This window comes from Desulfosoma profundi (assembly GCF_055387865.1).
In genome coordinates this window covers 3,546,623-3,572,846 of sequence record NZ_AP042420.1, presented here as the reverse complement: position 1 = coordinate 3,572,846, position 26,224 = coordinate 3,546,623, and the positions used below count along the sequence as shown (strand labels likewise).

The window sequence follows — 26,224 nt, the reverse complement described above, 5'->3', positions numbered from 1 at the left end:
CTTCGTCAAGACAGTTTCATGGATCGACGCGATCGCACGGATTCAGGTCTTATTCACCACAAACGCCAAAGTCAAGGAGCATCGAAAGATTCCGCTTGCTTGGATGAGGTCCGATGCTTAGGGTAAAGATCGAAATCTTGAGTCGAGGACATCCTGAAAAAAGGAGTTCATCCATGCTGGTGATCGAAGATTTGGAAGTCGAACTGGCGGGCAAGAAGATTTTGAAACACATCGACCTGGAAATCAAACCTGGGGAAACGCACATTCTTTTCGGGCCCAACGGCTCTGGCAAGACTTCTTTGCTCATGACCATTATGGGCTATCCCCAATACAAGGTGACGGGTGGAAAAATCTTTTTCAAAGGGGTGGATATCACCCATTTGCCGATCAACGAACGAGCCAAACTGGGTATCGGAATGGCGTACCAAAGGCCGCCTACGATTCATGGCGTCAAGACTCACCAAATGGTCAAGATCTGCGCCCATGAGCGGGAAGTCGACGTGCTGGAACTTGCACGCAAAGTGAACTTCCAGGATTTTCTGGATCGGGACGTCAACGCCGGCTTTTCCGGAGGCGAAATCAAGCGATCCGAACTCCTCCAACTCATGGCTCAGGATCCGGACCTCATGCTTTTCGACGAGCCGGAATCCGGCGTTGACATGGAAAACATCGCGCTGGTCGGCCACACCATCGCCCGGCTGCTCCAGAAGGAATGTGCCCCGACGGACATCAAATCCATGCTTCAAGTGAAACGAGAACGCACGAAAATGGGTTTGATCATCACCCACACGGGCTACATTTTGGAATACCTTACCGCAGACAAAGGCCAGGTTCTTTTCGATGGGGTGCTCAGCTGTTCGGATAATCCCCGTGAAATCCTGCAATGCATCAGTGAATTGGGATACGAGGAGTGTGTACGATGCGCAATCGCGAAGAACTGAAACAGATGGCCCTCAAGGCGGTGGACAAGCCCGCGGCGATCGGATCCGATATCAACCTCAGTCAATTCGATCACAGCGCGGTGGACCATCGCCCCATGGATATCGCCGAATTGGCGTCCCTGCCTGCCGTCGAAAAACAACGACTGTTGATGGCCGGCATTGATGTGACGGAATCTGAGCGCAGCGGCACTTACATCCAGAAGGACACCTCGGTGGTGCGCTGCGGCTCGAAGCAGGAAGGCATAGAAGTCATCTCCATAAAGAAGGCTTTGGAAGAATACGACTGGATCTGGGACTATTATTGGAAGCTTGTGGCGGTCGATGCGGATAAGTATACCGCCGCTGTGGAACTCAATCTCCACGACGGGTACGTCATCCGCGCCCTGCCCGGAGCCAAATCCATCTACCCCGTTCAGGCATGCTTGTATCTCGACAAACCCAATCTCCAGCAAAACGTTCACAATATCATTATCGCGGAAGAAGATTCCGAACTGCACATCATCACGGGGTGCTCCACATCGCCTCACATGAAACGTGGGGCCCATGTGGGCATCTCGGAATTTTTTGTCAAGAAGAATGCAAAATTGAGCTTCACCATGATCCACAACTGGGCGGAAGACATGGCCGTGCGGCCGAGGTCGGTGGCCCGCGTGGAAGAAGGCGGCCTGTTTCTCAATAACTACGTGTGCATGAAACCCGTGCGCTCCCTGCAAATGTACCCGACGACGCATCTCGTGGGTGAAAATGCCATCGCCCGATTCTACAGCATCATCGTCGGGAGCCCCGGATCGGAATACGATGTGGGCGGCCGCGTCTACCTCAAGAAACCCGGCACCCGTGCGGAAATCGTCGCGCGAACCATCAGCAACGGCGGAAAGATCATCGCCCGGGGTCATCTCATCGGCGAAGTTCCCGACATCAAAGCCCATCTCGAATGCAAGGGGTTGATCCTCAACGGTGGGATCATTCACGCCATCCCCGAACTGGAAGGCCATGTCGACGGGGTGGAAATGAGCCATGAGGCGGCGGTGGGGAAAATCGCCGCGGAAGAGATCGCTTACCTCATGTCCCGAGGGCTCTCCGAGGATGAAGCGACGTCCACCATCGTCCGAGGCTTCCTCAGCGTGGATATTCCAGGCCTGCCGCCCCAGCTCAAGGCCGAAATCGACCGAGCCGTGGAGCAAAGCGACAAGGACGTCATGTAGTCCCCGGTGCTGTGCGGTGGGGACGGGGGAGCCCCCTTCCCCACCTCATTGAAAAAGCCTGGAATATCAATAAACTTTCGGCAGGAAGGAAAACGCAATGAAGATGGCGACTCTCGCCGTGGCCGTACTTATGTTGTTCGCCCTCCAGAGCCCGCAGCTGCTGGCGGCCGACGGCCCCCTGCCCTCCCAACCCCAAAGGGACGACATCCCCGATGGCGGCGTGATGCTCGCCGATGTCCTGGTGGCCCGACCTTTGGGCATCGCGACCTGCGTTCTCGGGCTTGTGGGCACGGTCCTTGCCGCTCCATTTGCCGCCGCATCCGGAAACCTCGATCAAGTCACGCAAAGGCTCGTGGCCGATCCTTTCGCGTACACCTTTGAGCGGCCTGTTGGCCACTTTCCAAAGGAAATGGGACCTCGATAATCGTCGAGCCTCCGCAACGCCCGGCCGAACCTCGGCGGTACACCAAGGGGATTACCCTGCAATGACCTTTTTCAGATCGATGTGATAGCGTTTCATCCGATTCCAGACGGTCACCCGGCTGACCCCCAGGATCCGGGCGGCCTCACTCTGGTTGCCTCCCGCCTGCCGCAAAGCCTCGATGAGCTCCTGGCGCCGATCCCGGCGAGTCTGCCGAACGGAAGTCTGGACGTCCGCGGCCTGGGAACCACTCGGCGGAGACATAGGAAGGCATTGGCCGTCCTGGGATTGTGCCACGTGCGGCGGCAGATGTTCAGGACGAATCAGTCCGTTTTCAGCGACCACGCACGCATATTCGAGGGTGCTTTTGAGTTCGCGCACGTTGCCAGGCCAGCTGTAGGCCATGATCGCGGCCATGGCCTGGGGATGCACTCCCTGGATTTTCTTGCCCTTGCGACGCTGTTGATCGAGAAACAGATCGATGAGGAGAGGCACGTCTTCCATCCGCTGGCGCAACGGGGGAAGATGGATCGGAATGACGTTGATACGGAAAAAAAAGTCCTCGCGGAAGGTTCCCTCCCGCACCATCCGCGGCAGATCCCGGTTTGTCGCGGTGATGATCCGGACATCCACTCGAATGGGGCGGTGATCGCCGACGCGCTCCACCGTCTTGTTTTCGAGCACCCGCAAGAGCTTGACCTGGATGGAAAGGGGGACATCCCCGATCTCGTCGAGAAAGATATCGCCTCCGTTGGCCGCTTCAAAACGTCCTTCCCGATGGCTGGTCGCTCCCGTGAAGGCCCCTTTCACATGCCCAAACAATTCACTTTCCAAAAGGGATTCGTTCAGGGCGGCGCAGTTGACTTGGATATACGGACCGTCCCGGTGCGGTCCCAAGTCGTGGATAGCCCGAGCGATGAGTTCTTTTCCCGTCCCGCTTTCTCCATAAATAATCACCGGGGCGTCGCTCTGGGCCGCCTTTTCCGTGATGTCGAACACCTTCTGCATGGCGGGCGATGTGCCGATGATGCCCCGAAAACCTTTCTCGCTGTCAAGGAGACGCGACAAGCGGACAATTTGTTCGTCCTTACGATCCAGCTCGGAAATATCCGTGAGGGTTTCCACGGCGGCGATGATTTCACCCTTATCATCTTTCAACACCGCGGCGTTCTTGAGCACGTGGGCGTAGGTTCCATCCTTTCGCACCACCACGCAGCGCTTGTGATGCAGAGTGCCTACGCCAAAAAGCGAGCACCACAAGCCACCGCCTTCTCGTCGTTCTGTGTCGCAACTGTCGCAACGGAACAGCGCACAGGATCTTCCGACGAGTTCCTCATGCCGGTATCCCGTAATGCGGCATAGGGCCTCATTGGCCAACAAGATGGACCCATCCGGACCGACGACCATGAGGCCGTCGTTCATGGTGTTCACGATGTCTTCCAGATACTGCCGAATATCCGCCATGGTGCTGCGCCCCTGCGGCTTCAGTTCCGCTCGGGATCGAACCTTACCCGAGTTGTTTCTCCACCGGCTCTCAGTGATATCCGCCGGATTCGGCGTCTCTGTTGATCTTAAGTTTTGCAGACGATTCGATCAACACAAGGATGAAGTCCGCCGAGCACCACGGGGACCCGTTCCAGGGAGCCGCACTCCCCAAGACGGCGCACGAGAATTCAGGGTCGGGCGTCACGCCGAGGGGTGCGGCGGGGAACGGAGGAGGCAAAGCGTTTTCGGAGGAATTCCCATCCAAAAGCGGGACTTCGCGACGACCTGTGAATGTCGACTTCCGGAGGAGGGGAAGGCTTGATGAAGAGCTGATCGGCACCCGGAAAACCAAAGAGCCCCACACGGAGAAGATCTCCTGCGAGGTCCCCTGGTTCTCGGATTTTGAATCCGTGCGATCCCCGCCACCGGTAACGTGTTTTCCGGTCATGGTTTTGAATCGACGCCCAACCTCGGGCCCCAGTCATGTAGGGGCAGGCCCCTGTGCCGGCCCGAACGTTACCCACGGGCGGGCGTCGTCGGGGCAACCCCCCGTGCCGGCCCGATTTCCCTGCCCGCGGGTTGCCCCCATGCACCTGTTGTAGGGGCAGGCCCCCGTGCCTGCCCGATCTCCCTGGCCGCGGGTTGCCCCTATTCAGATGTTGTAGGGGCAGGCCCCCGTGCCTGCCCGCGGGGTGCCGTCCGGTGGGTCGATCGCGACGGGCGGCCACGGGGGGCCGCCCCTACAATGACCTTATCGGGGCGCGCCGGCTCTCATGGGGCATCCACACGCAGGAACCTCCCGACGGTTGCCTTCCATCCGTCAGGGCAGGCCCCTGTGCCGGCCCGAACGTTACCCACGGGCGGGCGTCGTCGGGCCAGGACCCTGTGCCGGCCCCATGTTTGCCATCGTGCCGGCCCGATCTCTCTGTCCGGACGGATTCAGGTGGATTTTTCCATAAATCTTGAGATTTCGGTTAATAGACCAGAGTCGCCTTGGCTTCCAGAATGTGCTGGGTCAGAGCGCCGGCCGCGGTTACTTGAGCACCGGGAATGAGTTCGCTTTCTTCGATGTGCCGTTCTTTGATGCACGGACTGCAGACCAAGATCTTGCCTCCCGCATCCACGTATTTCTGGACAAGGTCCTTCAGCGGGGGAAGTCCCGCCGCAAAAACGTGTTGCAGACATCCATGGGTGGCGAGAAAGACCGCCGGCCCTTGGAGGACCACCACGGCTTCCACGTCCATGGCCTGGGCGGCATTGGCCAAGACAAAGGGAAGACTCGCTCTTTCCGGATCATCCCCGGCATGCGTGACGATGTAGACGATTTTTTCCGAATCCGCCATTTTCCGACTCCTTTTCACGCTTAATTTCCAGAGTGTTTCAGGACATCTCGGACCAGAAAAGACGCGAGATCCTGAACCTCCGCGCTTTCCTTTTGAAGGTTGGCAAGGCAGATGGGACACATGGCCAAGATTTGGGCCCCGGTCTGTCGCAGCTGATTCAGGCGGCGTTGAATGATCTTGCGGGACATTTTTGGGGAAACCGACTCTGCCGGGCCACCGCAGCAATGCGTGAACGTTCCCGATTGTTGCACCTCACAGACCGTCACCCCGGCCTCACCGAGAAGCCGGCGCGGAACGTGGGATAACTTTAAGTATCGTCCGAAAAAGCAGGGGTCGTGCAACGTCACCCGATGGCCGTTTTTCGGCGCCGAAAGCCGTACCAGCTCGAAGTAAGGACGCACGTTGAAGGAAATGTCCGCATACTTGGGGTAGAGCACTCCGAAAGCGTAGGAGGTATGCGGATCCACGGTGATCAGGGTCCGGACGCCGGCTTCTTGTAGACGTTTTCCCACGTACCGGGCGTGCGCGACGAAAGCGTCATGGTCACCCAAATCGTAAAGCAAGACACCACTGTAGAAATCCAAATCCGGCCGATAAGCAAAGCGGATTCCCGAGTGCCGAAGGAGCGCCACGACGTCTTTCAAAATTCGGTCGTAGGGGGCGCGATCCTTCGGCGTCACCATGAAAAGGGAACCCAGCTGGACCAGTTTTTTGGGGATCCATGCACCATAACCCACATAAGAAGCCCACCGGGTGTCTTCCAACCGTTCCAGGTGGTGCGTGATTTTCTGGATAAACGGCACGGACTGCACCATGAGTCCCGTGGCCAACAGGGTGTCTCCCTCGCGAGGAAGTTCCATGTCCTTCCACCACCGGTTGACGGCAAACTGGAAAGCCCCGAACGGATTGCGGGTGGCGCGCACGTTCTCTGCAATGAGGTCAATGATGGGACGAGGATGGTACATGAGCGTTTCTCCTCCAATGATGGAGCACATAGCGGCGCAGGGCTAAAATGAGCTCGCCCGGGTCCGCTTCCCGAGGGCACGTCTGCGTGCACAGCCCACAGTGCAGGCAGCGCCACAGGTCTGTGCCTCGCTCCAGGATTCGATCCTTGGCCCCGATCTGCGCGTAGCGGATCATTTGCCGCGGGAAATGTTCATCTATAAGCGGGCAGATGGCAGCGCAGGTGCCGCAATGGAAACATTCCAGGGCTTTTGCCGCACCGAACCGTTCCAACTCTTCCGAAAACGAAAAATCCACACGAGCCATGGACGGCCTCCGTGATCCCCCTTCATAGACGGGACGTCTATCGGTCTGACGGTTCTTGAGAGTTCCCGGCTCCTTTGGCCTCACCCTGCACCAGCCGGTATGTGAAATAGGCGCCCCGTTTTTCACCCTCCATGATCCGGCCGTATTTCTTAAGGGATGCCATCCACCACAGCACTTCCTGGGTTGGGAGACCCGTGAGCTGCGCGATTTCCGGCACCGTTTTTGGACCGCTGCGCAGGGCGTCCAAGAGAGAAGCGATGGTCTTCTTCTGCGACTTCACCTGGGAGGTGACGCGCAGGACCGTTGCTCTGCGAAGAATCCGCAGATGTTTCAGGGTTTCCTTGTGTCGCGACGTGGTCAAAACGTGATCGGTTTCCATTGCCCGCCTCACTGATTCCTTACGGCTTTTTTCTACACACTCACGCGGCTTGATGCGCGGTGACGGCGTCCACCATGGCTTCGAACTGGGCCAGCGTGGATCCCTTGACTTGGATCGCACCCGTGGGGCAGACGGCGACGCAGGCACCGCAGCCAAGGCATAAGGCGGAGACCACCTGAGCCCGGCGCACCGTTCGACCGTCCTGATCCATGTCCACGAGTCGCAGAGCTCCTGGCCTGAGACAGGCTTCGACGCAGGCCCCTGTGCCCTCGCATCTGTCCAGATCCACCTCCGCCGTAAAGGGGTCGAGGGTAACGGCCTTGTGGGAAAGCAGGACGGCGGCCTTGGATGCGGCCGCAGAGGCAGCGTTGCAGGATTCCCCGATATCCATGGGCGCCTGGCAGGTGCCGGCCAACAGAAGCCCTGTGGTCGCCAGCTCCACCGGCCTCAGCTTGGGATGCACCTCCAGCAGGAATCCATCGGAGCCCACCGGAAGCTTCATCAACTGCACGAGATCGCTCACATCATTCGGCTCCATCCCCACCGCAAGCACGACCAAATCCACCGGAACCTCAACCTCTTCGCCGAAGGTCAAAGTATCCGGAACGCGGACAATGAGCGGAAATGGATCGGTGGCGTCGGCGCGATCCACCTTCGGCGGGTTTTCCGGTTCAAACCGGAAAAACAGGACCTTGTTCCTGGCCGCCGCCTGGTAGATCTCTTCCTGTCCACGCCCGTAAGTTCGAATATCCCGGTAAAATCCATAAACTCGGGTACCCGGAAAGCGTTCCCTGACCTGATTGGCGGCATAAAGGACGGCGGAACAACAGGTGCGGGAACAGTACTCGTTGAGACGCCCCGATTCATTTTCTTCGTGAACGCCCGGTATCTGGCGGCTTCCCACACAGTGAATCATGGCAAGGCTCCGGATGGGGCGGCCGTCCAAGGTCAGCATCGCTCCGTGGGGACCGCTCTCTCGGAGTAGCTCGAGAAATTTCGGGAGGGTCATGACTTCTTGGAACGCGCCGTACCCGTATTCGCCGTGTCTCGGCACATAGGGTTGGAAACCGGTCGCCAGGACCACCGCGCCCGTCTCCACCCGAAGCCGCCTTTTGTCCCTTGGAAGCGGCCGGATGAGGGCACCTTTCGATGGCACGAAAATGGGTTTTTTGCTGGAAAATGCTTCTTCGGCGAGCTCAAACACCTCGCTCGGCACATCCTCCGGCGGAACCGTTTCCACCTCCAAGGTAAAATTTCCCACATATCCGTCAAAACCGGCGACCCGAGCACATGGCACGAAGGTGATACGATCGTGATCCAAAATGCGCCGGACCAGAGACAAGACGAGTTCCGAAGCGAGCTCCCCGGTGGGCGCCACTCGATGAAGTGCAGCGACTCGGCCGCCCATCCACGGCGTTTTTTCGATCAAATGCACGCCGAAGCCACGATCCGCAAGATCGAGCGCCGCCCGCATTCCGGCGATCCCGGCCCCGATGACGGTGACATGCGGCTTGGCCTCCACTCGAAACGGTTCCAACGGCTCCAGGAGCCGAGCTTTGGCCGCTGCTGCGGAAATCAGGGTAAAAGCTTTGTGGGTGGCTGCGTCCCCGTGATGAACCCAGCTGACCTGTTCGCGGATATTGGCGTGTTCATAGAGGTACGGGTTGACCCCGGCGCGCTCCAGGACGCGTCGAAAGGTCATCTCATGCAAACTGGGCGAACAGGAAGCCACGACCACTCGATCCACGATCCCTTTCTTGAGATCCTCGAGGATGAGTTCCTGACCCGGATCAGAACACATGAACATGTTTCGGCGGGCCGTGACCACTCCGGGAATCTTCGCCAACCTTTCAGCCAAAGCTTCCACGTCCACGTGATCAGAGACGTTTCCCCCGCAATGGCAGATATATATGCCCACCCGGGCTTCCGTCGGGCCGATGGGCTTCGCGTCGTCTTGAACGCCCATAAGGATTCTCCTGTGCAATCGACCGAGAGCAATTAAGCCGCGCTCTCCAAAGCCTTCTTCCTTCCCGCGAGATAATTGGCCGCATGCGCCGCCGCGGCGCCGGCCTCCGCAATACTGTCCACAATGTCCTTGGGACCGAGGGCCGCTCCTGCGGCGAAGACGCCCTCAATGCCCGTCCACGTCGGGGCCGATTTGGGGTCGGGGCCCATCAGAAACCCATCCGTGGCCGTCGTCAGCGGTGTCTTCCCCAGAGGATTCCACCCAGGAATTTTGCCGAGGGATAGCACCACCAGGTCGTGGGACGCCACGGTGGCTCCCCCGCGCTGTTGATCTTCGTAATGCACCGTGACCGATCCATTCTCCCCGGGCTCAATCCACGCCACCTTGGCCCGCACGAAGTTGATGCCCATGGCCTGAGCGTTTTGGAAAAACTGCTCGTAATTTTTGCCGAACGCTCGGATGTCCATGTAATAGATCGTGATGTCTGCAAGAGGGAGCGCGCCGGAAAGGAGCATGGCCTGCTTGATGGCGTACATGCAGCACACCCGCGAACAATAGGGGATGCCCTGGCTTTTGTCCCGGGATCCCGCGCATTGGACGAAGGCGACGGAACCCGGTTCCATGCCGTCGGAAGGGCGAAGAACCCGATTGTATGGCCCATGGGGTGCCAGAAGCCGCTCCATCTGAAGTGCCGTGATCACGTTGGGAATCGTCCCTTTGCCGTACTGCGCCTTGTTTTCCAAAGGCGTCAGGGAAAACCCGGTAGCCACGATCACAGCCGAAGCCTCGATGACCATGGACCGAGGCTCCTGGTCATATCGCACGGCGTCTGTGGGACAAACTGTGGCGCACGTGCCGCACAACATACAGTTGTTTGGATCGAGAACGGCGATTTGCGGCACGGCGTTGGAAAAAGGCACGCAGATGGCTTTGCGCGCAGCAAAGCCACCTTGATCCGGGTCGGCGACGAAAACCGGGCAGTGGTATTCGCATTGCCGACAGCCAATGCAACGGGCTTCATCCACGTACCGAGGCTTCTTGAGGACCGTGGCACGGAGGGTCCCGTTTCCATCTCGCTCGAGAGCCTGCAGTTCACAAAAGGTAAACAGCGTGATTTTCTCATGGTGCGCCGCGGCAGCCATCTTGGGAGTGGTGATACAGCTGGCGCAATCCAGCGTGGGAAAAACTTTGGAAAGACGGATCATGACGCCGCCGATGGAGACATCCTTTTCCACTACGGCCACCGAGTACTGCTGATCCGCCAAATCCAAAGCGGCCTGAAGGCCCGCAATACCCCCTCCCACGACGAGCACGTCGAAACGTTGGGTCTCGCCCCGCGCCATGGTCTTCCTCCTGTTAGGCCGTCATCGCTTGGGCGGCTTCGTCAACGGTTCCCCGGGCTGCCGATTCTCGACCGGGCGGTCCCAGCTCCCGGACCACGGCGTTCATCTGGTTGACCTCATTGAGAAAGGCTCGGGTGCAGACGGTACAGATGGACGTGAGCCTCAGGCGCCGGATGTCCAAACCCCGTTCCTTCATCAACCGATAGACGCGGTCGATGCGTTCGGCTAAAGCCTCATAGGCTCCCTCGTACGGACACTCCACACCACAGCTCATGACGATGATCCCGGCGATGCCCTTTTCAAAACAATCCAGATAGAACTTTTCGGGGAACAACACCGGAGCCCTGACCTTCACCACATAGGTATTGGCAGGATAGGTCATGTGCGCCTGCCCCACCGCGTCAGCCCCGGGGTAGGCGCAGCTTTCCGTTGCCAAGATCAAGATTTTGCCCGTGGAAGAGGCTGGATCCATCACCTGTCCTCGTCACTTCTTTCGCATGACAAAGATGCGTTCATAGCCGTCTGCGGACAGATGCCCCAAATACTCGTGACCCACCTTTTTCGCCCACACGGGAATGTCATTCTTGGTCCCAGGGTCGTTGGAGAGGATTTCCAGGACATCTCCTACCTTGACCTTGCCGATGGCTTTTTTCGCTTCCAAAAGAGGGCCGGGGCAGGCACTGCCGCGGGCATCGACGACGGTCGCCGGCTGAAGGTTTTGCAGGTTCACCGCATCCATGGTAAATCTCCTTTCAAAAGGTTGGTGTGATGGCATTCGCTTCATGCCGTGCACCCCGACGGAGGGCAAAGGGTGTGCCAGGCACGTCCAGCCGACGCCGAGGTGTCGGAAATGGAGAAAAATCCGGCGCTTGACCGTCCCGTGCAGGAAAGGCGATCCCCAGAGGCCGGCTTGGGACAGAGGGTCCTGGATTGCCCGGCGCAAAGGGGAGCCATCGGCGTCGCCCACGCAGTTTTTCCACAGAGCACCGCTTCAACCGAGAGGTCTCATTATCGCGTTTCCCGGCCGTTTCACGTGTTAAAGATTTAGCAGCTGCTTCGTTCACTGTTTAACAGGCGTTAACAATTTGCTTAACAGGGCGAGGGCTGGGGTGGATTTTTTTGATTCCCACGAGGCGAGCGGACGGTCTGGGGGTGTCGGCAGGAAGATTGCTAAGAGAGTGAGTCTCGCCCGGAAGGGGCGAGGTCTCTGGAGCTGGTGGGCAACGGGTGCCGGAGAAGATTGGACCATTCGACACAAGGAGGGAAGAGATGAAGCTTTGTTTCGTGATTTCCATCGGATTTGAGCGCTCGGGGAGCGCCACACGGGCCATGCAGTTTGCGAGCCTGGCGGCGGAACAGGGTCATCAGGTGGAAGTGTTCCTCATCGACGATGCCATTCACTGGGCCCAGATGGGCATGGCGGAAGGCATTCGGTCGTCCACGGGGGAGCACATGAAAGATCTGTTGGACTCTCTCATCGCCCGGAAGACCCCGATCCACGTGTGTAAGGCGTGCGCAGACAAACGGCTCGTGTCTCCGGATGATCTCATTGAGGGGGCCGTCATTTCCCCCGCTCCGGTGCTGGTGAAAATGATGGCCGATCCTGAATTTAAGGTGCTCACCTTCTAAGGCGCAGGACCATCGAGGATGATTTTTCGAATTCTCGTCGCGTTCCGGTTTTCCCAGGGCGGTCTTGCGGCTCTGAAAATGGCGGCGTACCTCGCCAAAGTGCACCGCGCCCGCTTGCACGTTTTCCATGCTCTGGACTACCGGTTGATGCATCCCCAGACGCCCGATGAGGTCATCGAGGAGATGACGCGGGATGCAGAACAGCGCTTCGCGAGAGAATATCGAAGGATTCTCGAGGGTGTCCCACACTTCAGCTTCAATAGCTGGGAAGCAGACCCTGCGGTGGAACTCGTAAAGTTGGCCAAGGACACGGCGGCAGACCTTTTGGTCATCGGCTGCCACGAAGTCGGCAACCGGCCGGGGATCTCCCGTTTGGGCATGGTCGGCCTGACCATCGCCCAGACGGCCCCCTGCCCGGTGCTCGTTGTCCCCTGTCCCTGCGAGCGCAACAAGGAGGCGGCATGACCATGAATCGCCGGACGTTTCTAAAATGGGCCGTAACGGGGAGCGGCGCCGTGGCGGCCCCGCATTTCGCCCATGCGGGCACCGGGCGGAAGGTGCCTCAGGATCCTTACGGGGTTCTTGTAGATCTGACGCGATGCGTCGGGTGCCGCAAGTGCGAACAGGCCTGCAACTCGGTCAACCAGCTCCCGCCTCCCCCGACACCCTTTGACGATCCGCTGGTCTTCGATGTGAAACGCCGCCCGACACCGGAGGCGTTCACCGTGGTGAATCGGTACCATACCGGAAAGGTGGATGATCGAAATCGGCTGGTCCCCACCTATGTCAAAGTCCAGTGCATGCACTGCCAGGATCCGGCATGTGTTTCGGCATGCATCGTCGGGGCCCTCACGAAAAAAGACAACGGCGCCGTGCACTACGACGAATCCAAATGTATCGGCTGCCGCTATTGCATGGTGGCATGCCCGTTCCAAATCCCAAAATATGAATACTCCAATCCCCTGACCCCGCGTGTGCGCAAATGCACCTTTTGTTTCGAGCGCATTTCGCAGGCAGGCGGGACCCCGGGGTGCGCCGCCGTATGTCCCGTGGAAGCGCTCACCTTCGGGAAAAGAAACACTCTTTTGGAACTGGCCCAAAAAAGAATCGAAGAAAACCCTGCCCGCTACATCCCTTACATTTACGGGGCTTCCGAGGTGGGCGGGACGTCGTGGCTTTACATCAGCCAGGAACCTTTTGAAAAATTAGGTTTTCTCACGCTTCCCTCACGCCCCATCCCTCAGACTACCGAAGCCATCCAGCACGGCCTCTTTAAATACTTCTGGGCGCCTCTGACCCTATACGGGGTCCTGGGAGCCACCATGTACGGTGTCCACAGGAGGGCAAAGACCAAGAGCACCACCGACGTTAAGGGGGGTCAGCCATGAGTGCTCGTCATACGGCAGCCCCGCTGGCGGTTCCTTTGTGGACGCCCGGGGTCGGGGTAATGATCGCGCTGATGATTCCGGGCCTCATCTTCATTGTGGCTCGATTCATCGGGGGGCTGGCAGCGGTGACCAATCTCAGCCAATCCTCCCCATGGGGGATCTGGGTCGCCATCGATGTGGCTACGGGAGTCGCCCTGGCGGCCGGGGGATTCACGACGGCCGCTTTGGCCCATATTTTCGGCAGACGGGCCTACGAAACCGTCACACGCCCGGCTCTGCTGACGGCCTTGTTGGGATACACGTTCGTGCCCATCGCCCTCATGATTGACATCGGCCGTTCCTGGGCCATTTGGCATCCCATCATCTACTGGCAGGGCAATTCGGTCCTTTTCGAAGTGGCCATGTGCGTCATCATTTACACCACCGTCCTCTATATCGAATTCATCCCCATTGTCGCGGAACGCTTCCAAGACCGCGTGCATCTTCCCGGTCCTTTCGCGCTCCTGAACGCCTCCCTCGATAAACTTTTGCAATTCGCCGATCGGACACTGGATCGGGTGATGTGGGTCTTTCTCCTCGCCGGCATCGTCCTCTCCTGCATGCACCAATCGGGACTGGGTTCGCTCCTGCTCCTTGCTCCAACCAAGCTTCACGACCTCTGGGATACGCCTCTGCTCCCGCTGTTGTTCCTCCTTTCGGCCATCGCGGTGGGATTTCCCATGGTCATTTTTGAAAACACCCTCGCTGCCGCATCGCTTCCCATCGAGGACGAGACCCCGGTCTTGTCGGCTCTCAGCCGTTACACCACGGTTTTCCTCGGTCTCTACGGGGCCGTCAAAGTGGGAGACCTCATGTTCCGTGGGGCGCACCGCCTTCTCTTTCAGGCCGGTGCCGAGACCTTTTCCTTTCTCGTGGAAATGCTCGTGGGGGTCATTGTCCCCTTCATCCTCCTCATGAGCCCGCCCATCCGCCGATCACGAAAAGGTCTTTTTATCAGCTCCTGCATGATCATCGGGGGTGTCGTCTTGAACCGGCTCAACGTCTTTCTGGTCGGCTACCACGCTCCGTATGCCGAGACACGGTATTTCCCTTCCATTGGAGAATTGGCGGTCACAACGGCGCTCGTCGCGGCCATCATGTTTTTGTATCGCGTTCTGGTCACCCATCTGCCCGTGTTGACACCGCGCGCGAAGGCCGATCTTGCGCAACCTGACGAAGGGAGGGCCGTCCCATGAAACAATCGACACCGGCATCTTCCGAGAAAAGCCCAATGAAGCGTCGTTTCCTGCCATCCGTTAAGGGAGCGTGGGCGGTGGTCTGCGTCGCCGTTGCATTTTTGTTCTTTGGGAACTTCGGAACACTGCGGGGTGCCGAGGCCCCTAAGGGCCCTCCCCCACCGCCTCCCGCCGTCTTTGAAGACGGAACCCCGTGGCGGGCCGTGGATCTCGACGAAGCGTTGAAAAGGGCGCAGGAACCGGTTCCTTTGGTGAAAGATGTTCTTCGAGAGACACCGGTGGTGCGGAAGAAGCGACTCGGTGACGCCTTCCCCACTTTAAAAGATCTGAAAATCGAATACATGGTGCTGAAAAGCCCGATCCTTGAAGCCGAGGAGAATCACTTCGGCTATGTGCGGTTCATGCACAAGAAACACGCCGCGCTGATCGGAGATTGTACGGAATGCCATCACTATCGGCCGGCGGATCCTACGGCGAAAGAAACCGTGAAATGCGCCGCATGCCATCAGAAAGCCTTTAACCCGGAAATGCCCGAACGTGTCGGTTTGAAAGCGGCGTACCACCAGCAGTGCATGGGATGCCACCAGGAGCGGGAAAAGGGTCCCGTGGGCTGCACGGAATGCCACGCCAAGAACGTTCCGGACCACACGAATTTGGTGAAACTGCGGGCCAACCCGGAACCGTGGGAGGTCACCAGGGAATGCCTCCGATGCCATGAAAAGGCCGGAGAGGACATGCTCAGCAGCGCTCACTGGCTGTGGCGCGGGCCTTCTCCGTACACCGAGGGCCACGAGAAGAAGGTTTTGTTGGGCAAGGCCAGCCACACGGTGAACAACTTCTGCATCGCTTTGCCTTCCAACTGGCCCCGGTGCACCAGTTGTCATGCCGGCTATGGGTGGAAGGACGCAACTTTTGATTTTACCGATAAAAGTCGAATAGATTGCCTCGTGTGCCATGATGCCACGGGCACTTACGCGAAGATACCCACGGCCGCCGGAATGCCTTACAAAGAACTGGATTTGTCAAAAATCGCGCAAAACGTGGGCCGACCGAGCCGAAAAACCTGCGGCGACTGCCACTTTTCGGGAGGGGGCGGTGATGCGGTCAAGCATGGGGACCTGAACAGCATCCTTTACTATCCCAGTCGCAACTGCGATGTGCATATGGGGGGCATGGATTTTCAGTGTGTGGACTGCCACAAGACCCGCAACCACAAGATTTCCGGTCGAAGCACCTCGGTTCCCGTGGTAGAAGGCAGCCGCTCCTGCGAGGTTTGCCACACCGCCCAGCCCCATGCGGATCCCGACAATCTTTTGAGCCACCACTTGAACCGCCACACTGAACACGTGGCCTGCATTACCTGTCACAGCCCCATCTACGCCAAGTGCAAGCCCACCATTGTGTCCTGGGATTGGTCCAAAGCCGGAGACAAACAGCGTCAACCCAAGAAGGACAAGTACGGCATGCCGGACTATTCCTGGCAGAAGGGAGAGTTCGTTTGGAAAGAAAGCGCCAAACCCGAATATTACTGGTACAACGGCAAGGTGCGCCGCTATGTCCTCGGCGACCGCTTTGAACCCAACGGCCCCGTGTTGCTCACCCAACCCGTCGGGGATTTTCAGGACCCCAAGGCCAAAATCTACGCCTTCAAGGTCATGCGGGGACGTCAACCTGCCGATGCGGAAACGAACGTCATCGCCGTACCGCATCTTTTCGGGGAAGGCGGGTACTGGCAGACTTTGGATTGGCAGAAGTCGCTGGAAAACGGCATGAAGGCCGCCGGCTTGACCTACAGCGGCAAATACAAATGGGTGGACACGGTCATGTATTGGGGGCTGAATCACGAAATCACCCCGAAAGAGAGGGCGCTGTCATGCATTCAGTGTCATGAAAGCCTTCGGGAAGAACCCCACTGCGGCCGATGTCATCAGAACACCAAGTCGCTGGATTTTAAGGCGCTGGCTTCCCGGGGCATCGATTTTCAGCAGTTGTATTACGCAGGCCGGGATACCCTGGAGCTTTTGAACGTCACGGATTACATCGGCTTCAAGTCGCTGGGCTATCAGGGCGATCCCATTGTGTTCGGTGGGCGTTTTAAGAAACTCCCGTTGGGCAAAGGCCCTCCCTTGCCCAAGACCCCGTAAGGCACAGGCCCTGATGCCGTTGACAGAGGGCTGAACCCCGCGCGCCGGCGTGCGACATGGCCGGCACCTTCTCTGGGTCGATACGCCATACCTCGGCGGGTCAAGAGTCTTACACGCTTGACCCGCCGGAACTTTTTCCGTTAGACAATCACTCCAGAATCGCCGGAGGATGTTTTTCCCGGCTCTCAACGACCACGCCACGAACGTGGCTTGACATTCGGGAGGATCAGCGATGTGCCGGAACATGTTTTCGTTGGCGTTCTGGGGAGGGTCGGTCGGGATACTGGCTCTTGTCCTTACGGTGCTGGCGCCTTGGGATGTGGCCGCCGCAGCCCAAGCGGAAGACGTGCAGCCTCTGGTGGCCAACATTCACTGGCTGGGCCACGACAGCTTCCGAATCGACGGCAAGGAGCTCGTCATCTATATCGACCCCTATCGCCTGAAAGGAGGACCCCGCGCCGACGTGATCCTCATCACCCACGCCCATCACGATCATGCATCCCCGGCCGATGTGGAAAAAATCCGCAAAGCGGACACGGTCATCGTGACCACGGCTGAGGTGGCGACGAAATTTTCCGGCGAGATCAAGACCGTCAAACCCGGAGATGAACTCAGCGTGAAGGGAGTCGCGATTCGGGCGCTTCCCGCCTACAACCTCACCAAGTTTCGGAGTCCCGGCATCCCGTTTCATCCGAAGGAGGCCGGACATGTAGGGTTTGTCATGACCGTGGACGGGGTGCGGATTTACCATGCGGGAGACACGGATCATATCCCGGAAATGGCGGGGTTGGCGCCGGATGTGGCTCTTCTTCCAGTGAGCGGCACCTATGTCATGACCGTTGAAGAAGCCGTGGACGCCGCGGCAGCCATTCGTCCCCGAGTCGCTGTGCCCATGCATGTGGGTGAGGGGATCGGCACGTTGGACGATGCCAGGCGTTTCCAGGCCAAGGCCACCGTTCCGGTGATCGTTTTGCCTCTGGAAAAATAAGGCCTGGCTCCTCCACCTGTCGGGAAATTTCGGGGACGGGGAATGCACCCCAAGACATGCCGGATCTTGATCGCCGCTCCCACAATGAGCCCGTGCCCTTTCCCGGCGGCGCCGTTCGGGACGGTTGAAACGTCCCCTTGGGTCGCCCGTTCTTTGGGGCGCCTTCTTTCGTGACGGCGTCCTCAGCCATGTCCAAGATTGTCTTGCCTTGGTGAAAACACCTTGACCCCCAGAGCCTCCTCAGTGTTTTCATCCCGATCGCGCCGCACAATGGTCTTGCAGCCGCCATACGGCTGGTTTAAGGAACTTTGTCGAAGAGACAAGGACAAGGAAAAATCCGCAGTTTCCCCACAAGAAGGGGTGTGCCTTGCAACGAAGACGATCCGCGCGCGGTGACTCCATGGCAACCGGTCCTCTGTGCTCCGATTTATCATAATTCCGGAAACCGTTTTTCTGTCTGGGATGAAAAGGAATGGGCGGAAGAAAAGTTGTTGCGGAAAGTCCCGAAGGATTGAGTCCGGGCTCTTGGCATCCTTCGACCGTCGCAGCGGGAAAGACCTCCATGGAAGATCTCCGGCAAGGCTTCGCGGCCAATCTCCCGGCGGCGGCGAGCGTGGCGGCTTACGGCAGCGTTCTCGGAGTCATGGCAGTCCAAAAGGACATCAGCTGGTTCCAGCTGCTCTTCATGAATCTCAGCGTCTTTGCCGGATCCGCTCAGTTCGTCATGGTGGACATGTGGGTGCCGCCGCTTCCCATCGCCGAAATGACCCTGGCCGTCCTCGCCATCAATCTGCGCTATCTTTTGATCGGGGCCTCATTGGAACCTCTTTTCCGCGGGACCTCATTGTGGCACAAGGCGACTCGAATGCATTGGGTGGCAGATGAAAATTGGGCGGTGACCATGGCGGCTCGACGCCGATTCGGGGAAGTCTCGACGGCGTACCTCTTGGGTGGAGGATTGTGCATTGTGTCGGCGTGGTGTGCGGGAACTCTGTCCGGCCACAGCTTGGGGGCCGCACTCCACAATCCCACCGCCTATGCGTTGGATTTCGCATTTGTGGCCGTCTTTACCGCTCTGGCCACCTCTCTTTTCCGGGGCCGGGGCGACGCCCTCCCCTGGCTCATCGCGGCATGTGCCGCGATCCTTGTGGAAAAACTGCTTCCCGGAAAATGGTACGTTCTCGGAGGCGCCGTGACAGGCTCTTTCAGTGCCGTTCTGGCCCAAACGAAAAACGGAAAACACGTCGATGCCGGCCGAACTTCATGACTTCCGGCCTTACCTGGCCATCGGGGCTGCCGCCGTCGCCACCTACGCTTTGAGACTCGGTGGTTTGCTTCTTTCCAGCCGTCTGCCCCAGCGAGGGCAGGTTCGAACCTTTATGGACGCCCTCCCCGGAACCCTCTTGGTGTCTCTGGTGGCTCCGAGCATCCTTGCCTCGGGCCCGTCAGGTCTTTTGGGCGCCGCCTGTACGGCGGCCGTGGCCTACAAAACCAAAAATGTCTTTTTTGCCATGCTGGTGGGCATGGCCATTGTGGGTCTTAGTCGCCGTATAATGCCAGGCTGAAAGACCCGCTTGCGGTGTGAGTCCTTCACAGCCCTTTCGGGCTCGGGCAACGGAACTTGAAGCTTTTCAGCCCAGTGGTGGGAAAAAAGGAACCCACGCGGACGCCCGGGAGGCCAGGCTCTCAAGCGCTGGGAGAACCGATGACGGCATGAATTCCCCCAAGGGAAAACCGAATGATATGATCGGCCAACCGGTCCATGAGCTCAGCCGAAAGAGGCTGACCCAAAAGGTACTCCAAATCCTCCCGACGTACGGTAAAGACAGCCCGACATTGATTGATGATGCTCAATTCGCAGAAGAGAACCCGCTCGTCATGGGGGGGCAGCCCTGTGATCTCCGAAAGGAGCTTCAGGAGAAACATGCGTCGGGGCTCGATGAGCTCGTGCAGGGCGTCCTGAATGAGCCCGGTGGGGTTGGCCAATTCCTGGAAGTAGAGGCGGGTGAACTGGCCGTAACGACTTTTCTTTTCAAAAGACGTCAAGAGATATCGGATGAGCTGTGAAAAGCGTTCCTCGGGGGGCCGTCCTTCGGGGGCCGGCGGCCCCGTGGCCAAGTCCTTTTCAAACGCATACCTCCACGCCTCGACGTACAAAGAAGCCTTATCCCCAAAATGATAATTCACCGCGGCGATGTTGGCTCCCGCGCGGCGACAGATGTCCGCAAGGCGTGCCCCGTGATACCCCTTTTCGGCAAAGGTCTCGCAGGCGGCATCCAGAAGGCGCGTCCGCGTGGCCAACCCATCCCGTCGCTGTGCCATGATGTCTGTTCCTTTCACGTGGCTGCATGGAAAAGTCACGGAGCATGCCCGAAAGCGGCTCCCATTGCTCAGGGTCCTTCGAGCGGGAGCGCCCTCGCAGTGGGAGGGGCCGCCCCTTGGCCCATGCCATCAAAAGAACCGTTGACTTTTTTCGGACAAGCTTTTAAACGAGAAGTTCAAATCACCATTTGAAGTAGTTGTTTGGATTTGTCAATCCTTTCCTTGGGGGATGTTCATGAAAGCAAAGCCGCGATGCTTGAAGTTCCGCCGTCCCGTTTTCCAGATCCCATGCCGTGCGAAGGGGGGCACTGCACGGATGTACGCAGCCGAGACTTCGAAAACCCTCTGGATTTGGACCTTTGGGTTCCTCCTGTGGGCGGCCGCGACGCCGGCTCTCGCCGCACCTCCTGGGCCCACAGAGGGGGGACCCGTGGGAGTCGGGGTGGTTGTCGTGAGCCCAAAAGACGTGAATCCAGCGACGGAGTATGTGGGGCATGTGGAAGCCATCCAAGCCGTGGACATTCGAGCGCGCGTGGAAGGCTTTCTTCAAGAAGTGCGCTTCCGGGAAGGGGCTCGCGTGCGTTCCGGGGACGTGCTCTACGTCATCGAGCAGGACCTCTATAAAGCTCGCGTGGACGCCTCCAAGGCACAGGTGGCTCAGGCGGAGGCCGCCTTGGATCGGGCGGAACGGTATCTCAAAAGGCTCCAGGCTGCACGCGCCGAGAGTGTGCCCGCCACAGACATGGACAATGCTGTGGCAGCGCGCGCCGAAGCACTGGCACGCTTGCAGGCGGCCAAAGCTCAGTTAGCCATCGATCAGATCCACCTCGCCTACACGGTGGTGTCCGCGCCCATCACCGGCCGTATCGGTCGGACCGCCTTCACGGTCGGCAACCTCGTGGAACCCAGTTCAGGGGTCCTCGCTCGCATTGTGCAGGAAGATCCCATTCGCGTGGTCTACGGAGCCAGTGAGAACGACATGGCCATGGTGCAGACAGCTTTGCGCGAGGCGGCATCAGGGAAAAAGAACCGCATTCTCGCTCCTTCCTTGCGGCTTGCCGACGGCTCAGCGTACCCGCATCCTGGGCTTGTCCAGTTTGTGGATAACCAGGTGGACCCGTCCACGGGCACCATCGCGGTACGCGCCGTTTTCTCCAATCCCGACGGGGTGCTCATCCCCGGGCAGTATGTCACGGTGCTCGTCAAAGATCGCGATCCCCGGATTGTGCCGGTGGTGCCGCAATCGGCCGTTCTTGTGGACCAAAAAGGCCATTATGTCCTCACCGTGGACAACGCCAATCGAGTGGAGACTCGATATATCCGCGTGGGAGCCACATTGGGCACCGAATGGGCGGTGATGTCGGGACTGACCGAAGGGGATAAGGTCATCGTTCAGGGTCTTCAAAAGGTGCGCCCCGGCCAGGAGGTGCGGCCGGAAGTCCTCTCGGGGCACGGGAGGTAGCTGTCATGTTTTCCCGGATTTTTATTGAACGACCGCGCCTTGCGGCGGTGGTGTCCATTGTCATCACCATCGGCGGGCTGATCGCGCTGTTCAACATTCCGGTGGCCCAGTATCCCCAGATCACCCCCCCGGAAATTTTCGTCACCGCCACCTACCCTGGAGCCGGGGCCCAGGTGATTTCCCAAACGGTCGCCGCTCCCATCGAAAAGGAAGTGAACGGCGTGGAAGACATGCTTTACATGTCCTCCACCTGTTCCGACGACGGCACCTATCAGTTGGCCGTCACTTTCGCCGTCGGCACGAATCCCGACATCGACCAGGTCAACCTGCAGAACCGGGTGCAGTTGGCCACGCCGAAACTCCCTGCCGAAGTGGTGGCCCAAGGAATCACGGTCCGACGCCGATCATCGGACATCATGGCCGCGGTGAGCTTTTATTCTCCCAAAGGCACCCACAGCATGCTCAGCTTGAGCAACTACACGAGGAACATTGTCAAAGACGCTTTGGTGCGCCTGCCGGGGGTGAGCGACGTTTTCATTTTCGGGGAGAAAGAATACAGCATCCGCATCTGGATGAACCCCGATCGTTTGACGGCTTTAGGGCTGACCGCCGATGACGTGATCGCCGCCGTACGACGCCAGAATATCCAAGCTGCCGTAGGATCCATCGGGCGGGAGCCTATGGGGCCGGACCAGCAGGTGCAGTTTACGATCCGGGCGAAAGGCCGGTTGGATAACGCCGAGGAGTTTCGCAACATTGTGATCCGGGGAAACGAGCAAGGGGGACTGGTGCGTGTGGGGGATGTGGCCCGTGTGGAGCTGGCCGCAAAAGACTATTCCACCGAATCCATGCTCAACGGGAATCCCGACGCCACTCTGGCGGTCTATCGGGCCACGGGGGCCAATGCCCTGGAAACCATGCAAGCGGTCCGTGAGGAGCTCAAGCGCCTGTCCTCATCCATGCCTGAAGATATGGCGTATGAAATCATTCTGGACACCACCCGCTACGTCTCGGCCGCCATTCATGAAATTGAATGGACCTTGGTGCTGACATTTCTTTTGGTTCTTTTGGTCAACTATGTCTTTCTCCAGGATTGGCGGGCGACATTGGTCCCTACGGCGACCATTCCCGTCTCTATCATCGGGACCTTCGCGGTGCTGTTGGCGCTGGGCTACAATGCCAATACCATTTCCCTGTTCGCCCTCATCATGGCCATCGGGCTTGTGGTCGACGATGCCATCGTCGTTGTGGAAAATGTCTTCCGCCTTATGGCCGAGGAGAACCTGCCGCCCAAGGAGGCGGCCATCAAGAGCATGGAGCAGGTGACGGGTCCCATTATCGCCACCACTCTGGTGCTTTTGGCGATTTTCGTTCCAGTCGGCTTTATGCCCGGCATCACCGGACAGCTCTACAAGCAGTTTGCCGTGACCATTTGTACCTCGGTCTTGATTTCCACACTCTGCGCCTTGACCCTCAGCCCGGCCATGTGCGCTACCCTTCTGCGACCGCATCGGGAAGCTACCCGCGGGCCATTCGGTTGGTTCAACCGTTTTCTGGCGCGGGCCAGACGGGGCTACGTGGCGGGCTCGGCGCTGCTGATTCGCAAGGCCGTGCTCGGGGGGATTGTCCTGGTGGCGGTCATTTTCGGCAGCGGCATATTGTTTCAAAAGAGCCCGACGAGCTTTCTGCCCGAAGAGGACCAAGGATACTTTTTCGTGAACACCCAGCTCCCGGAAGGGGCGTCCTTGGGGCGAACTTATGAAATCATGAAGCGGATCACGGCAGAAATCCGCTCCGTCGAGGGCGTCAAAGACGTCATCGGTGTCAGCGGATTCAGCCTTTTGAGCGGCGGGGCGCCCAATGTCGGCTTCGGCATCGCCATCCTCAAACCGTGGGACGAAAGACCGGGGGCGCGCCTCCACGTGAACGCCATCGTCAAGGAGGTGCAAGGCCGTCTTGCAGCCATTGCGGAAGCCAACACCTTCGCGTTCACTCCGCCCGCCATTATCGGACTCGGAACCACCGGCGGGTTCGACTTTCGGCTTCTCGCCAAAGAAGGTCAAAGCCCGCAGGAACTCTTCGGGGTCGCCATGTCGCTGATGATGGCGGCCAATCAGAATCCCGTCCTTTCTCGGGTCTTCACGACCTACACCGCCAACACGCCGCAGATTTTTCTCAATGTGGACCGCACGCGGGCTGAATTCATGAAGGTGCCGGTGAGTCGCATTTTTTCAACGCTTCAGGCTCACCTGGGATCGGCCTACGTGAATGACTTCAATTTGAGCGACCGCACCTACCAGGTGAAAGTGCAGGCGGACGCGGCGTTTCGGGATGATCTCTCCGACATCCAAAGACTCTATGTGCGCAGCGACACGGGTGCCCTCGTTCCCCTGACCAGCTTGGCCACCTTGACCACTGTTCTCGGTCCGCAGCTGATCAAACGCTATAACCAGTTCCCCAGCGCGGACTTCAGCGGCCAGCCCGCCTTAGGGTATGCCTCGGGGCAGGCCATGGACGCCATGGAGCAGTTGGCCGCCAAGGTGTTGCCAAAGGGCTATGGGTTTGAATGGGCCTCGGTGTCTTTTCAGGAAAAACAAGCATCGGGCCAGGTGGTTTATCTTTTTTTCTTGGCGGTTCTCTTTGGCTATCTGTTCCTGGTCGGCCAATATGAGAGCTGGAATATTCCCTTGGCCATCATCTTTTATGTGCCTGTTGCGGCCCTTGGCGCCATGACGGGATTGGCGATCCTGGGCATGTCCCTGAGCATCTACGCCCAAATCGGCTTGGTGCTGCTTGTCGGGCTGGCTGCGAAAAACGCCATCTTGATCGTGGAATTCGCCCGGGACAGCCGAGTCCATGGACTCTCCATTTCCGAAGCCGCTTTGGCAGGGGCCGGCATTCGGTTTCGGCCGGTGCTCATGACGGCCTTCACCTTCATCCTCGGTGTCGCCCCCATGGTGATCGCCACGGGAGCCGGGGCTGGAAGCCGGCGAGCCATCGGAACCACGGTGTTTTCCGGCATGCTCGTCTGCACGGTTCTTGGGATTTTCATCATCCCTTACCTTTTTTACATCTTCCAATCGGCTCGTGAAAAAGGACGGGCATGGCGGGAACGGTACCGCAGCAGGAATTAAAAAACTTCACGGAGGATCGCAGCCCGATGGGGTGGTCTCGAGGAGCATTCACAACAAAAGTCCTAGGAGCAGTTTTCGGAATCTGGTTTTCGGTGCAGGCCTGCGCCCCCATAGGGCCGCGGTCCGCATCTCCGCAAGTGGCGGTTTCCAGCCGATGGCACGCCCAAGACCAAGGACCGTGGGAGAACAAGCCCCTGGATCCCGCCCTGCTTGCCGTCTGGTGGGAATCCCTCGGCGATCCCATTCTCTCCGATTTGGAAAACGAGGCCCTCGCCGCCAATATGGACCTCAGGGTCGCCGTGGCCCGCGTTCGAGAAGCCCGGGCTGTCGTCGGCGTGGAAAAGGCGGGGCTTTTCCCAACATTGGATGCCTCGGCAGAAACCTCTCGGCGGCGCACCAGCGCTCATGGGACCACAGGCCGGGCTAAGGAAACAGGATTCTATCAGCTCGGCTTTGACGCCGGCTGGGAGCTGGACCTTTTCGGCGGAACACGCCGGGCCGTGGAAGCGGCCATTGCCCAATGGGAGGCGGCGCAGGCGGCTCAAGACGCCATCCGGGTGAGCCTCATGGCCGAAACGGCCCTCGCCTACGTGGAGCTGCGCACCTATCAGGAGCGCCTGGCGCTGACGAAGCAAAACATCGCCGTGCAAGAAGAAACGTACACTTTGAATCTTTCCCGCTATACGGCCGGGTTGATCGATGAGCTGCCTGTCCAGCAGTCCTTGTACAATGTGGAACACACGAGGTCCGCCGTGGCCCCTTTGGAAGCGGGGCTGGAAGTCGCCAAGAACCGGCTGGCGGTGCTTACAGGAAAACCCCCCGGGGCCTGGGAAAACCTCCTGGCCGAACCCCGCCCTCTTCCTGCCGTGCCGGCGCGGATCGCAGTGGGTATCCCTGCCGAGACGCTTCGAAACCGACCCGACATCCGTCAGGCCGAACGGGAACTGGCGGCGGCGACGGCGCGCCTCGGACAGGCCGCGGCCGAGCTTTATCCCAAGTTTCGCCTCCTTGGAACCATTGGCTTAGAGTCGTTGAAAGCGGGTGATCTCCTCCAATGGGCCAGCCGTTTTTGGGCTCTCGGCCCTGGGGTGACTTGGCGGATCTTCGATGCGGGGCAGATCCGCAAGAACATAGAAATCCGAACGGCTCAGCAGGAACAGGCGTTTTTGAACTATCAGCGCGCCATATTAAAGGCATTGGAAGAAGTGGAAAGCGCTTTGGTGGCCTTCGCCAAGGAACAGAGACGTCTGGAGCAGTTGGAAAAAGCCGTGGCTGCCGCGCAAAAGGCGGAATTGACGGCCAAGGATCGGTATCAGGCCGGTCTTGTGGATTTCACGGATGTCTTGGACGCGCAGCGCACCCTTCAAACCTTTCAGGACGAACTGGCTCAAAGCCGCGGCGCGGTCACGGCAAATCTGATTCGACTCTACAAGGCTTTCGGTGGCGGATGGCAGGCGGGATATCCCCAGCAATGACGTCAGCCCGAAGACGGCACCCTGCCCCCGAAATGCCTCCACGGGGCACGAGCTTGTCGCCTCAAGGTGTTTTGTCGCCCTGAGTGTTCTTTGAC

General features: G+C 58.9%; 24 protein-coding genes. 14 read left to right on the top strand and 10 right to left on the bottom strand.

Annotated elements, in window-relative coordinates; all coding sequences use genetic code 11:
- The first annotated feature begins 173 nt into the window (after positions 1–173).
- The 3 genes from ACZ5K9_RS15445 to ACZ5K9_RS15435 all read left to right on the top strand — a co-directional run bounded on the left by ACZ5K9_RS15445 (position 174) and on the right by ACZ5K9_RS15435 (position 2,570).
- Positions 174–941 (top strand): ABC transporter ATP-binding protein, encoded by a 768-nt coding sequence (locus ACZ5K9_RS15445; RefSeq protein WP_464272214.1) that lies wholly within the window; start codon positions 174–176, stop codon positions 939–941.
- On the top strand, positions 920–2,146 hold the full coding sequence (locus ACZ5K9_RS15440; RefSeq protein WP_464272213.1) for a SufB/SufD family protein: 1,227 nt from the start codon (positions 920–922) through the stop codon (positions 2,144–2,146). The genes ACZ5K9_RS15445 and ACZ5K9_RS15440 overlap by 22 nt, the downstream gene beginning before the upstream one ends.
- Before the next feature lie 97 nt (positions 2,147–2,243).
- A complete protein-coding gene (locus tag ACZ5K9_RS15435) occupies positions 2,244–2,570 on the top strand; it encodes a multidrug transporter (protein ID WP_464272212.1) in 327 nt (108 codons plus the stop codon).
- Positions 2,571–2,621: 51 nt separating this feature from the next.
- Here ACZ5K9_RS15435 and ACZ5K9_RS15430 read toward each other — a convergent pair whose 3' ends face one another.
- The 9 genes from ACZ5K9_RS15430 to ACZ5K9_RS15390 form a co-directional block, all read right to left on the bottom strand.
- A complete protein-coding gene (locus ACZ5K9_RS15430; protein ID WP_464272211.1) occupies positions 2,622–4,031 on the bottom strand; it encodes a sigma-54 interaction domain-containing protein in 1,410 nt (469 codons plus the stop codon).
- Positions 4,032–5,026: 995 nt separating this feature from the next.
- Positions 5,027–5,395: a DsrE family protein gene (locus ACZ5K9_RS15425; protein WP_464272210.1), complete on the bottom strand. Its 369-nt coding sequence runs from the start codon at positions 5,393–5,395 to the stop codon at positions 5,027–5,029.
- A gap of 20 nt (positions 5,396–5,415) precedes the next feature.
- Entirely contained in the window at positions 5,416–6,360 is a 945-nt protein-coding gene (locus ACZ5K9_RS15420) for a (Fe-S)-binding protein (protein WP_464272209.1), read from the bottom strand.
- A complete protein-coding gene (locus ACZ5K9_RS15415) occupies positions 6,335–6,664 on the bottom strand; it encodes a 4Fe-4S dicluster domain-containing protein (protein WP_464272208.1) in 330 nt (109 codons plus the stop codon). The genes ACZ5K9_RS15420 and ACZ5K9_RS15415 overlap by 26 nt, the downstream gene beginning before the upstream one ends.
- Before the next feature lie 37 nt (positions 6,665–6,701).
- Positions 6,702–7,043 (bottom strand): hypothetical protein, encoded by a 342-nt coding sequence (locus ACZ5K9_RS15410; RefSeq protein WP_464272207.1) that lies wholly within the window; start codon positions 7,041–7,043, stop codon positions 6,702–6,704.
- 40 nt (positions 7,044–7,083) lie between these two features.
- Positions 7,084–9,009 (bottom strand): CoB--CoM heterodisulfide reductase iron-sulfur subunit A family protein, encoded by a 1,926-nt coding sequence (locus tag ACZ5K9_RS15405; RefSeq protein ID WP_464272206.1) that lies wholly within the window; start codon positions 9,007–9,009, stop codon positions 7,084–7,086.
- A gap of 32 nt (positions 9,010–9,041) precedes the next feature.
- The gene (locus ACZ5K9_RS15400; protein ID WP_464272205.1) at positions 9,042–10,352 is read right to left on the bottom strand and encodes an FAD-dependent oxidoreductase; all 1,311 of its coding nucleotides are present in this window, start codon (positions 10,350–10,352) and stop codon (positions 9,042–9,044) included.
- Positions 10,353–10,365: 13 nt separating this feature from the next.
- Positions 10,366–10,824: a hydrogenase iron-sulfur subunit gene (locus ACZ5K9_RS15395; protein WP_464272204.1), complete on the bottom strand. Its 459-nt coding sequence runs from the start codon at positions 10,822–10,824 to the stop codon at positions 10,366–10,368.
- A 12-nt stretch (positions 10,825–10,836) separates the two neighbouring features.
- On the bottom strand, positions 10,837–11,091 hold the full coding sequence (locus tag ACZ5K9_RS15390) for a sulfurtransferase TusA family protein (protein WP_464272203.1): 255 nt from the start codon (positions 11,089–11,091) through the stop codon (positions 10,837–10,839).
- 530 nt (positions 11,092–11,621) lie between these two features.
- Between ACZ5K9_RS15390 and ACZ5K9_RS15385 the strand changes: the two genes are divergently transcribed.
- The 8 genes from ACZ5K9_RS15385 (at position 11,622) to ACZ5K9_RS15350 (ending at position 19,301) form a co-directional block, all read left to right on the top strand.
- Positions 11,622–11,981, top strand: a complete 360-nt coding sequence (locus tag ACZ5K9_RS15385) for a DsrE family protein (protein WP_464272202.1) — start codon at positions 11,622–11,624, stop codon at positions 11,979–11,981.
- 18 nt (positions 11,982–11,999) lie between these two features.
- On the top strand, positions 12,000–12,446 hold the full coding sequence (locus ACZ5K9_RS15380; protein ID WP_464272201.1) for a universal stress protein: 447 nt from the start codon (positions 12,000–12,002) through the stop codon (positions 12,444–12,446).
- Positions 12,443–13,369 carry a 4Fe-4S dicluster domain-containing protein gene (locus tag ACZ5K9_RS15375; protein ID WP_464272200.1) on the top strand — a complete coding sequence of 309 codons (927 nt, stop codon included), beginning with the start codon at positions 12,443–12,445 and terminating at the stop codon, positions 13,367–13,369. Before ACZ5K9_RS15380 ends, ACZ5K9_RS15375 begins: the two co-directional genes overlap by 4 nt.
- On the top strand, positions 13,366–14,604 hold the full coding sequence (nrfD, locus tag ACZ5K9_RS15370; protein ID WP_464272199.1) for an NrfD/PsrC family molybdoenzyme membrane anchor subunit: 1,239 nt from the start codon (positions 13,366–13,368) through the stop codon (positions 14,602–14,604). The genes ACZ5K9_RS15375 and nrfD overlap by 4 nt, the downstream gene beginning before the upstream one ends.
- Entirely contained in the window at positions 14,601–16,748 is a 2,148-nt protein-coding gene (locus ACZ5K9_RS15365; protein WP_464272198.1) for a tetrathionate reductase family octaheme c-type cytochrome, read from the top strand. The genes nrfD and ACZ5K9_RS15365 overlap by 4 nt, the downstream gene beginning before the upstream one ends.
- A gap of 232 nt (positions 16,749–16,980) precedes the next feature.
- A complete protein-coding gene (locus ACZ5K9_RS15360) occupies positions 16,981–17,736 on the top strand; it encodes an MBL fold metallo-hydrolase (protein ID WP_464272197.1) in 756 nt (251 codons plus the stop codon).
- 562 nt (positions 17,737–18,298) lie between these two features.
- Positions 18,299–19,003 carry an AzlC family ABC transporter permease gene (locus tag ACZ5K9_RS15355; protein WP_464272196.1) on the top strand — a complete coding sequence of 235 codons (705 nt, stop codon included), beginning with the start codon at positions 18,299–18,301 and terminating at the stop codon, positions 19,001–19,003.
- A complete protein-coding gene (locus tag ACZ5K9_RS15350) occupies positions 18,984–19,301 on the top strand; it encodes an AzlD family protein (protein WP_464272195.1) in 318 nt (105 codons plus the stop codon). The genes ACZ5K9_RS15355 and ACZ5K9_RS15350 overlap by 20 nt, the downstream gene beginning before the upstream one ends.
- A 121-nt stretch (positions 19,302–19,422) precedes the next feature.
- Here the strand turns inward: ACZ5K9_RS15350 and ACZ5K9_RS15345 are convergent, their stop codons facing one another.
- Positions 19,423–20,058 (bottom strand): TetR/AcrR family transcriptional regulator, encoded by a 636-nt coding sequence (locus tag ACZ5K9_RS15345; protein WP_464272194.1) that lies wholly within the window; start codon positions 20,056–20,058, stop codon positions 19,423–19,425.
- 430 nt (positions 20,059–20,488) lie between these two features.
- Here ACZ5K9_RS15345 and ACZ5K9_RS15340 point away from each other — a divergent pair, with 430 nt between their 5' ends.
- From ACZ5K9_RS15340 to ACZ5K9_RS15330, 3 genes are read left to right on the top strand one after another with little or no spacing between them, the layout of a single operon-like run.
- The gene (locus ACZ5K9_RS15340) at positions 20,489–21,520 is read left to right on the top strand and encodes an efflux RND transporter periplasmic adaptor subunit (protein ID WP_464272193.1); all 1,032 of its coding nucleotides are present in this window, start codon (positions 20,489–20,491) and stop codon (positions 21,518–21,520) included.
- 5 nt (positions 21,521–21,525) lie between these two features.
- A complete protein-coding gene (locus ACZ5K9_RS15335; protein ID WP_464272192.1) occupies positions 21,526–24,654 on the top strand; it encodes an efflux RND transporter permease subunit in 3,129 nt (1,042 codons plus the stop codon).
- Complete coding sequence (locus ACZ5K9_RS15330) at positions 24,624–26,129, top strand: efflux transporter outer membrane subunit (RefSeq protein WP_464272191.1); 1,506 nt, start codon at positions 24,624–24,626, stop codon at positions 26,127–26,129. Before ACZ5K9_RS15335 ends, ACZ5K9_RS15330 begins: the two co-directional genes overlap by 31 nt.
- Positions 26,130–26,224 lie beyond the last annotated feature (95 nt).

Coding starts and splice junctions, on each gene's coding strand:
- ACZ5K9_RS15445 (WP_464272214.1), top strand. CDS start 174: ATGCTGGTGATCGAAGATTTGGAAGTCGAACTGGCGGGCAAGAAGATT.
- ACZ5K9_RS15440 (WP_464272213.1), top strand. CDS start 920: ATGCGCAATCGCGAAGAACTGAAACAGATGGCCCTCAAGGCGGTGGAC.
- ACZ5K9_RS15435 (WP_464272212.1), top strand. CDS start 2,244: ATGAAGATGGCGACTCTCGCCGTGGCCGTACTTATGTTGTTCGCCCTC.
- ACZ5K9_RS15430 (WP_464272211.1), bottom strand. CDS start 4,031: ATGGCGGATATTCGGCAGTATCTGGAAGACATCGTGAACACCATGAAC.
- ACZ5K9_RS15425 (WP_464272210.1), bottom strand. CDS start 5,395: ATGGCGGATTCGGAAAAAATCGTCTACATCGTCACGCATGCCGGGGAT.
- ACZ5K9_RS15420 (WP_464272209.1), bottom strand. CDS start 6,360: ATGTACCATCCTCGTCCCATCATTGACCTCATTGCAGAGAACGTGCGC.
- ACZ5K9_RS15415 (WP_464272208.1), bottom strand. CDS start 6,664: ATGGCTCGTGTGGATTTTTCGTTTTCGGAAGAGTTGGAACGGTTCGGT.
- ACZ5K9_RS15410 (WP_464272207.1), bottom strand. CDS start 7,043: ATGGAAACCGATCACGTTTTGACCACGTCGCGACACAAGGAAACCCTG.
- ACZ5K9_RS15405 (WP_464272206.1), bottom strand. CDS start 9,009: ATGGGCGTTCAAGACGACGCGAAGCCCATCGGCCCGACGGAAGCCCGG.
- ACZ5K9_RS15400 (WP_464272205.1), bottom strand. CDS start 10,352: ATGGCGCGGGGCGAGACCCAACGTTTCGACGTGCTCGTCGTGGGAGGG.
- ACZ5K9_RS15395 (WP_464272204.1), bottom strand. CDS start 10,824: ATGGATCCAGCCTCTTCCACGGGCAAAATCTTGATCTTGGCAACGGAA.
- ACZ5K9_RS15390 (WP_464272203.1), bottom strand. CDS start 11,091: ATGGATGCGGTGAACCTGCAAAACCTTCAGCCGGCGACCGTCGTCGAT.
- ACZ5K9_RS15385 (WP_464272202.1), top strand. CDS start 11,622: ATGAAGCTTTGTTTCGTGATTTCCATCGGATTTGAGCGCTCGGGGAGC.
- ACZ5K9_RS15380 (WP_464272201.1), top strand. CDS start 12,000: ATGATTTTTCGAATTCTCGTCGCGTTCCGGTTTTCCCAGGGCGGTCTT.
- ACZ5K9_RS15375 (WP_464272200.1), top strand. CDS start 12,443: ATGACCATGAATCGCCGGACGTTTCTAAAATGGGCCGTAACGGGGAGC.
- nrfD (WP_464272199.1), top strand. CDS start 13,366: ATGAGTGCTCGTCATACGGCAGCCCCGCTGGCGGTTCCTTTGTGGACG.
- ACZ5K9_RS15365 (WP_464272198.1), top strand. CDS start 14,601: ATGAAACAATCGACACCGGCATCTTCCGAGAAAAGCCCAATGAAGCGT.
- ACZ5K9_RS15360 (WP_464272197.1), top strand. CDS start 16,981: ATGTGCCGGAACATGTTTTCGTTGGCGTTCTGGGGAGGGTCGGTCGGG.
- ACZ5K9_RS15355 (WP_464272196.1), top strand. CDS start 18,299: ATGGAAGATCTCCGGCAAGGCTTCGCGGCCAATCTCCCGGCGGCGGCG.
- ACZ5K9_RS15350 (WP_464272195.1), top strand. CDS start 18,984: ATGCCGGCCGAACTTCATGACTTCCGGCCTTACCTGGCCATCGGGGCT.
- ACZ5K9_RS15345 (WP_464272194.1), bottom strand. CDS start 20,058: ATGGCACAGCGACGGGATGGGTTGGCCACGCGGACGCGCCTTCTGGAT.
- ACZ5K9_RS15335 (WP_464272192.1), top strand. CDS start 21,526: ATGTTTTCCCGGATTTTTATTGAACGACCGCGCCTTGCGGCGGTGGTG.
- ACZ5K9_RS15330 (WP_464272191.1), top strand. CDS start 24,624: ATGGCGGGAACGGTACCGCAGCAGGAATTAAAAAACTTCACGGAGGAT.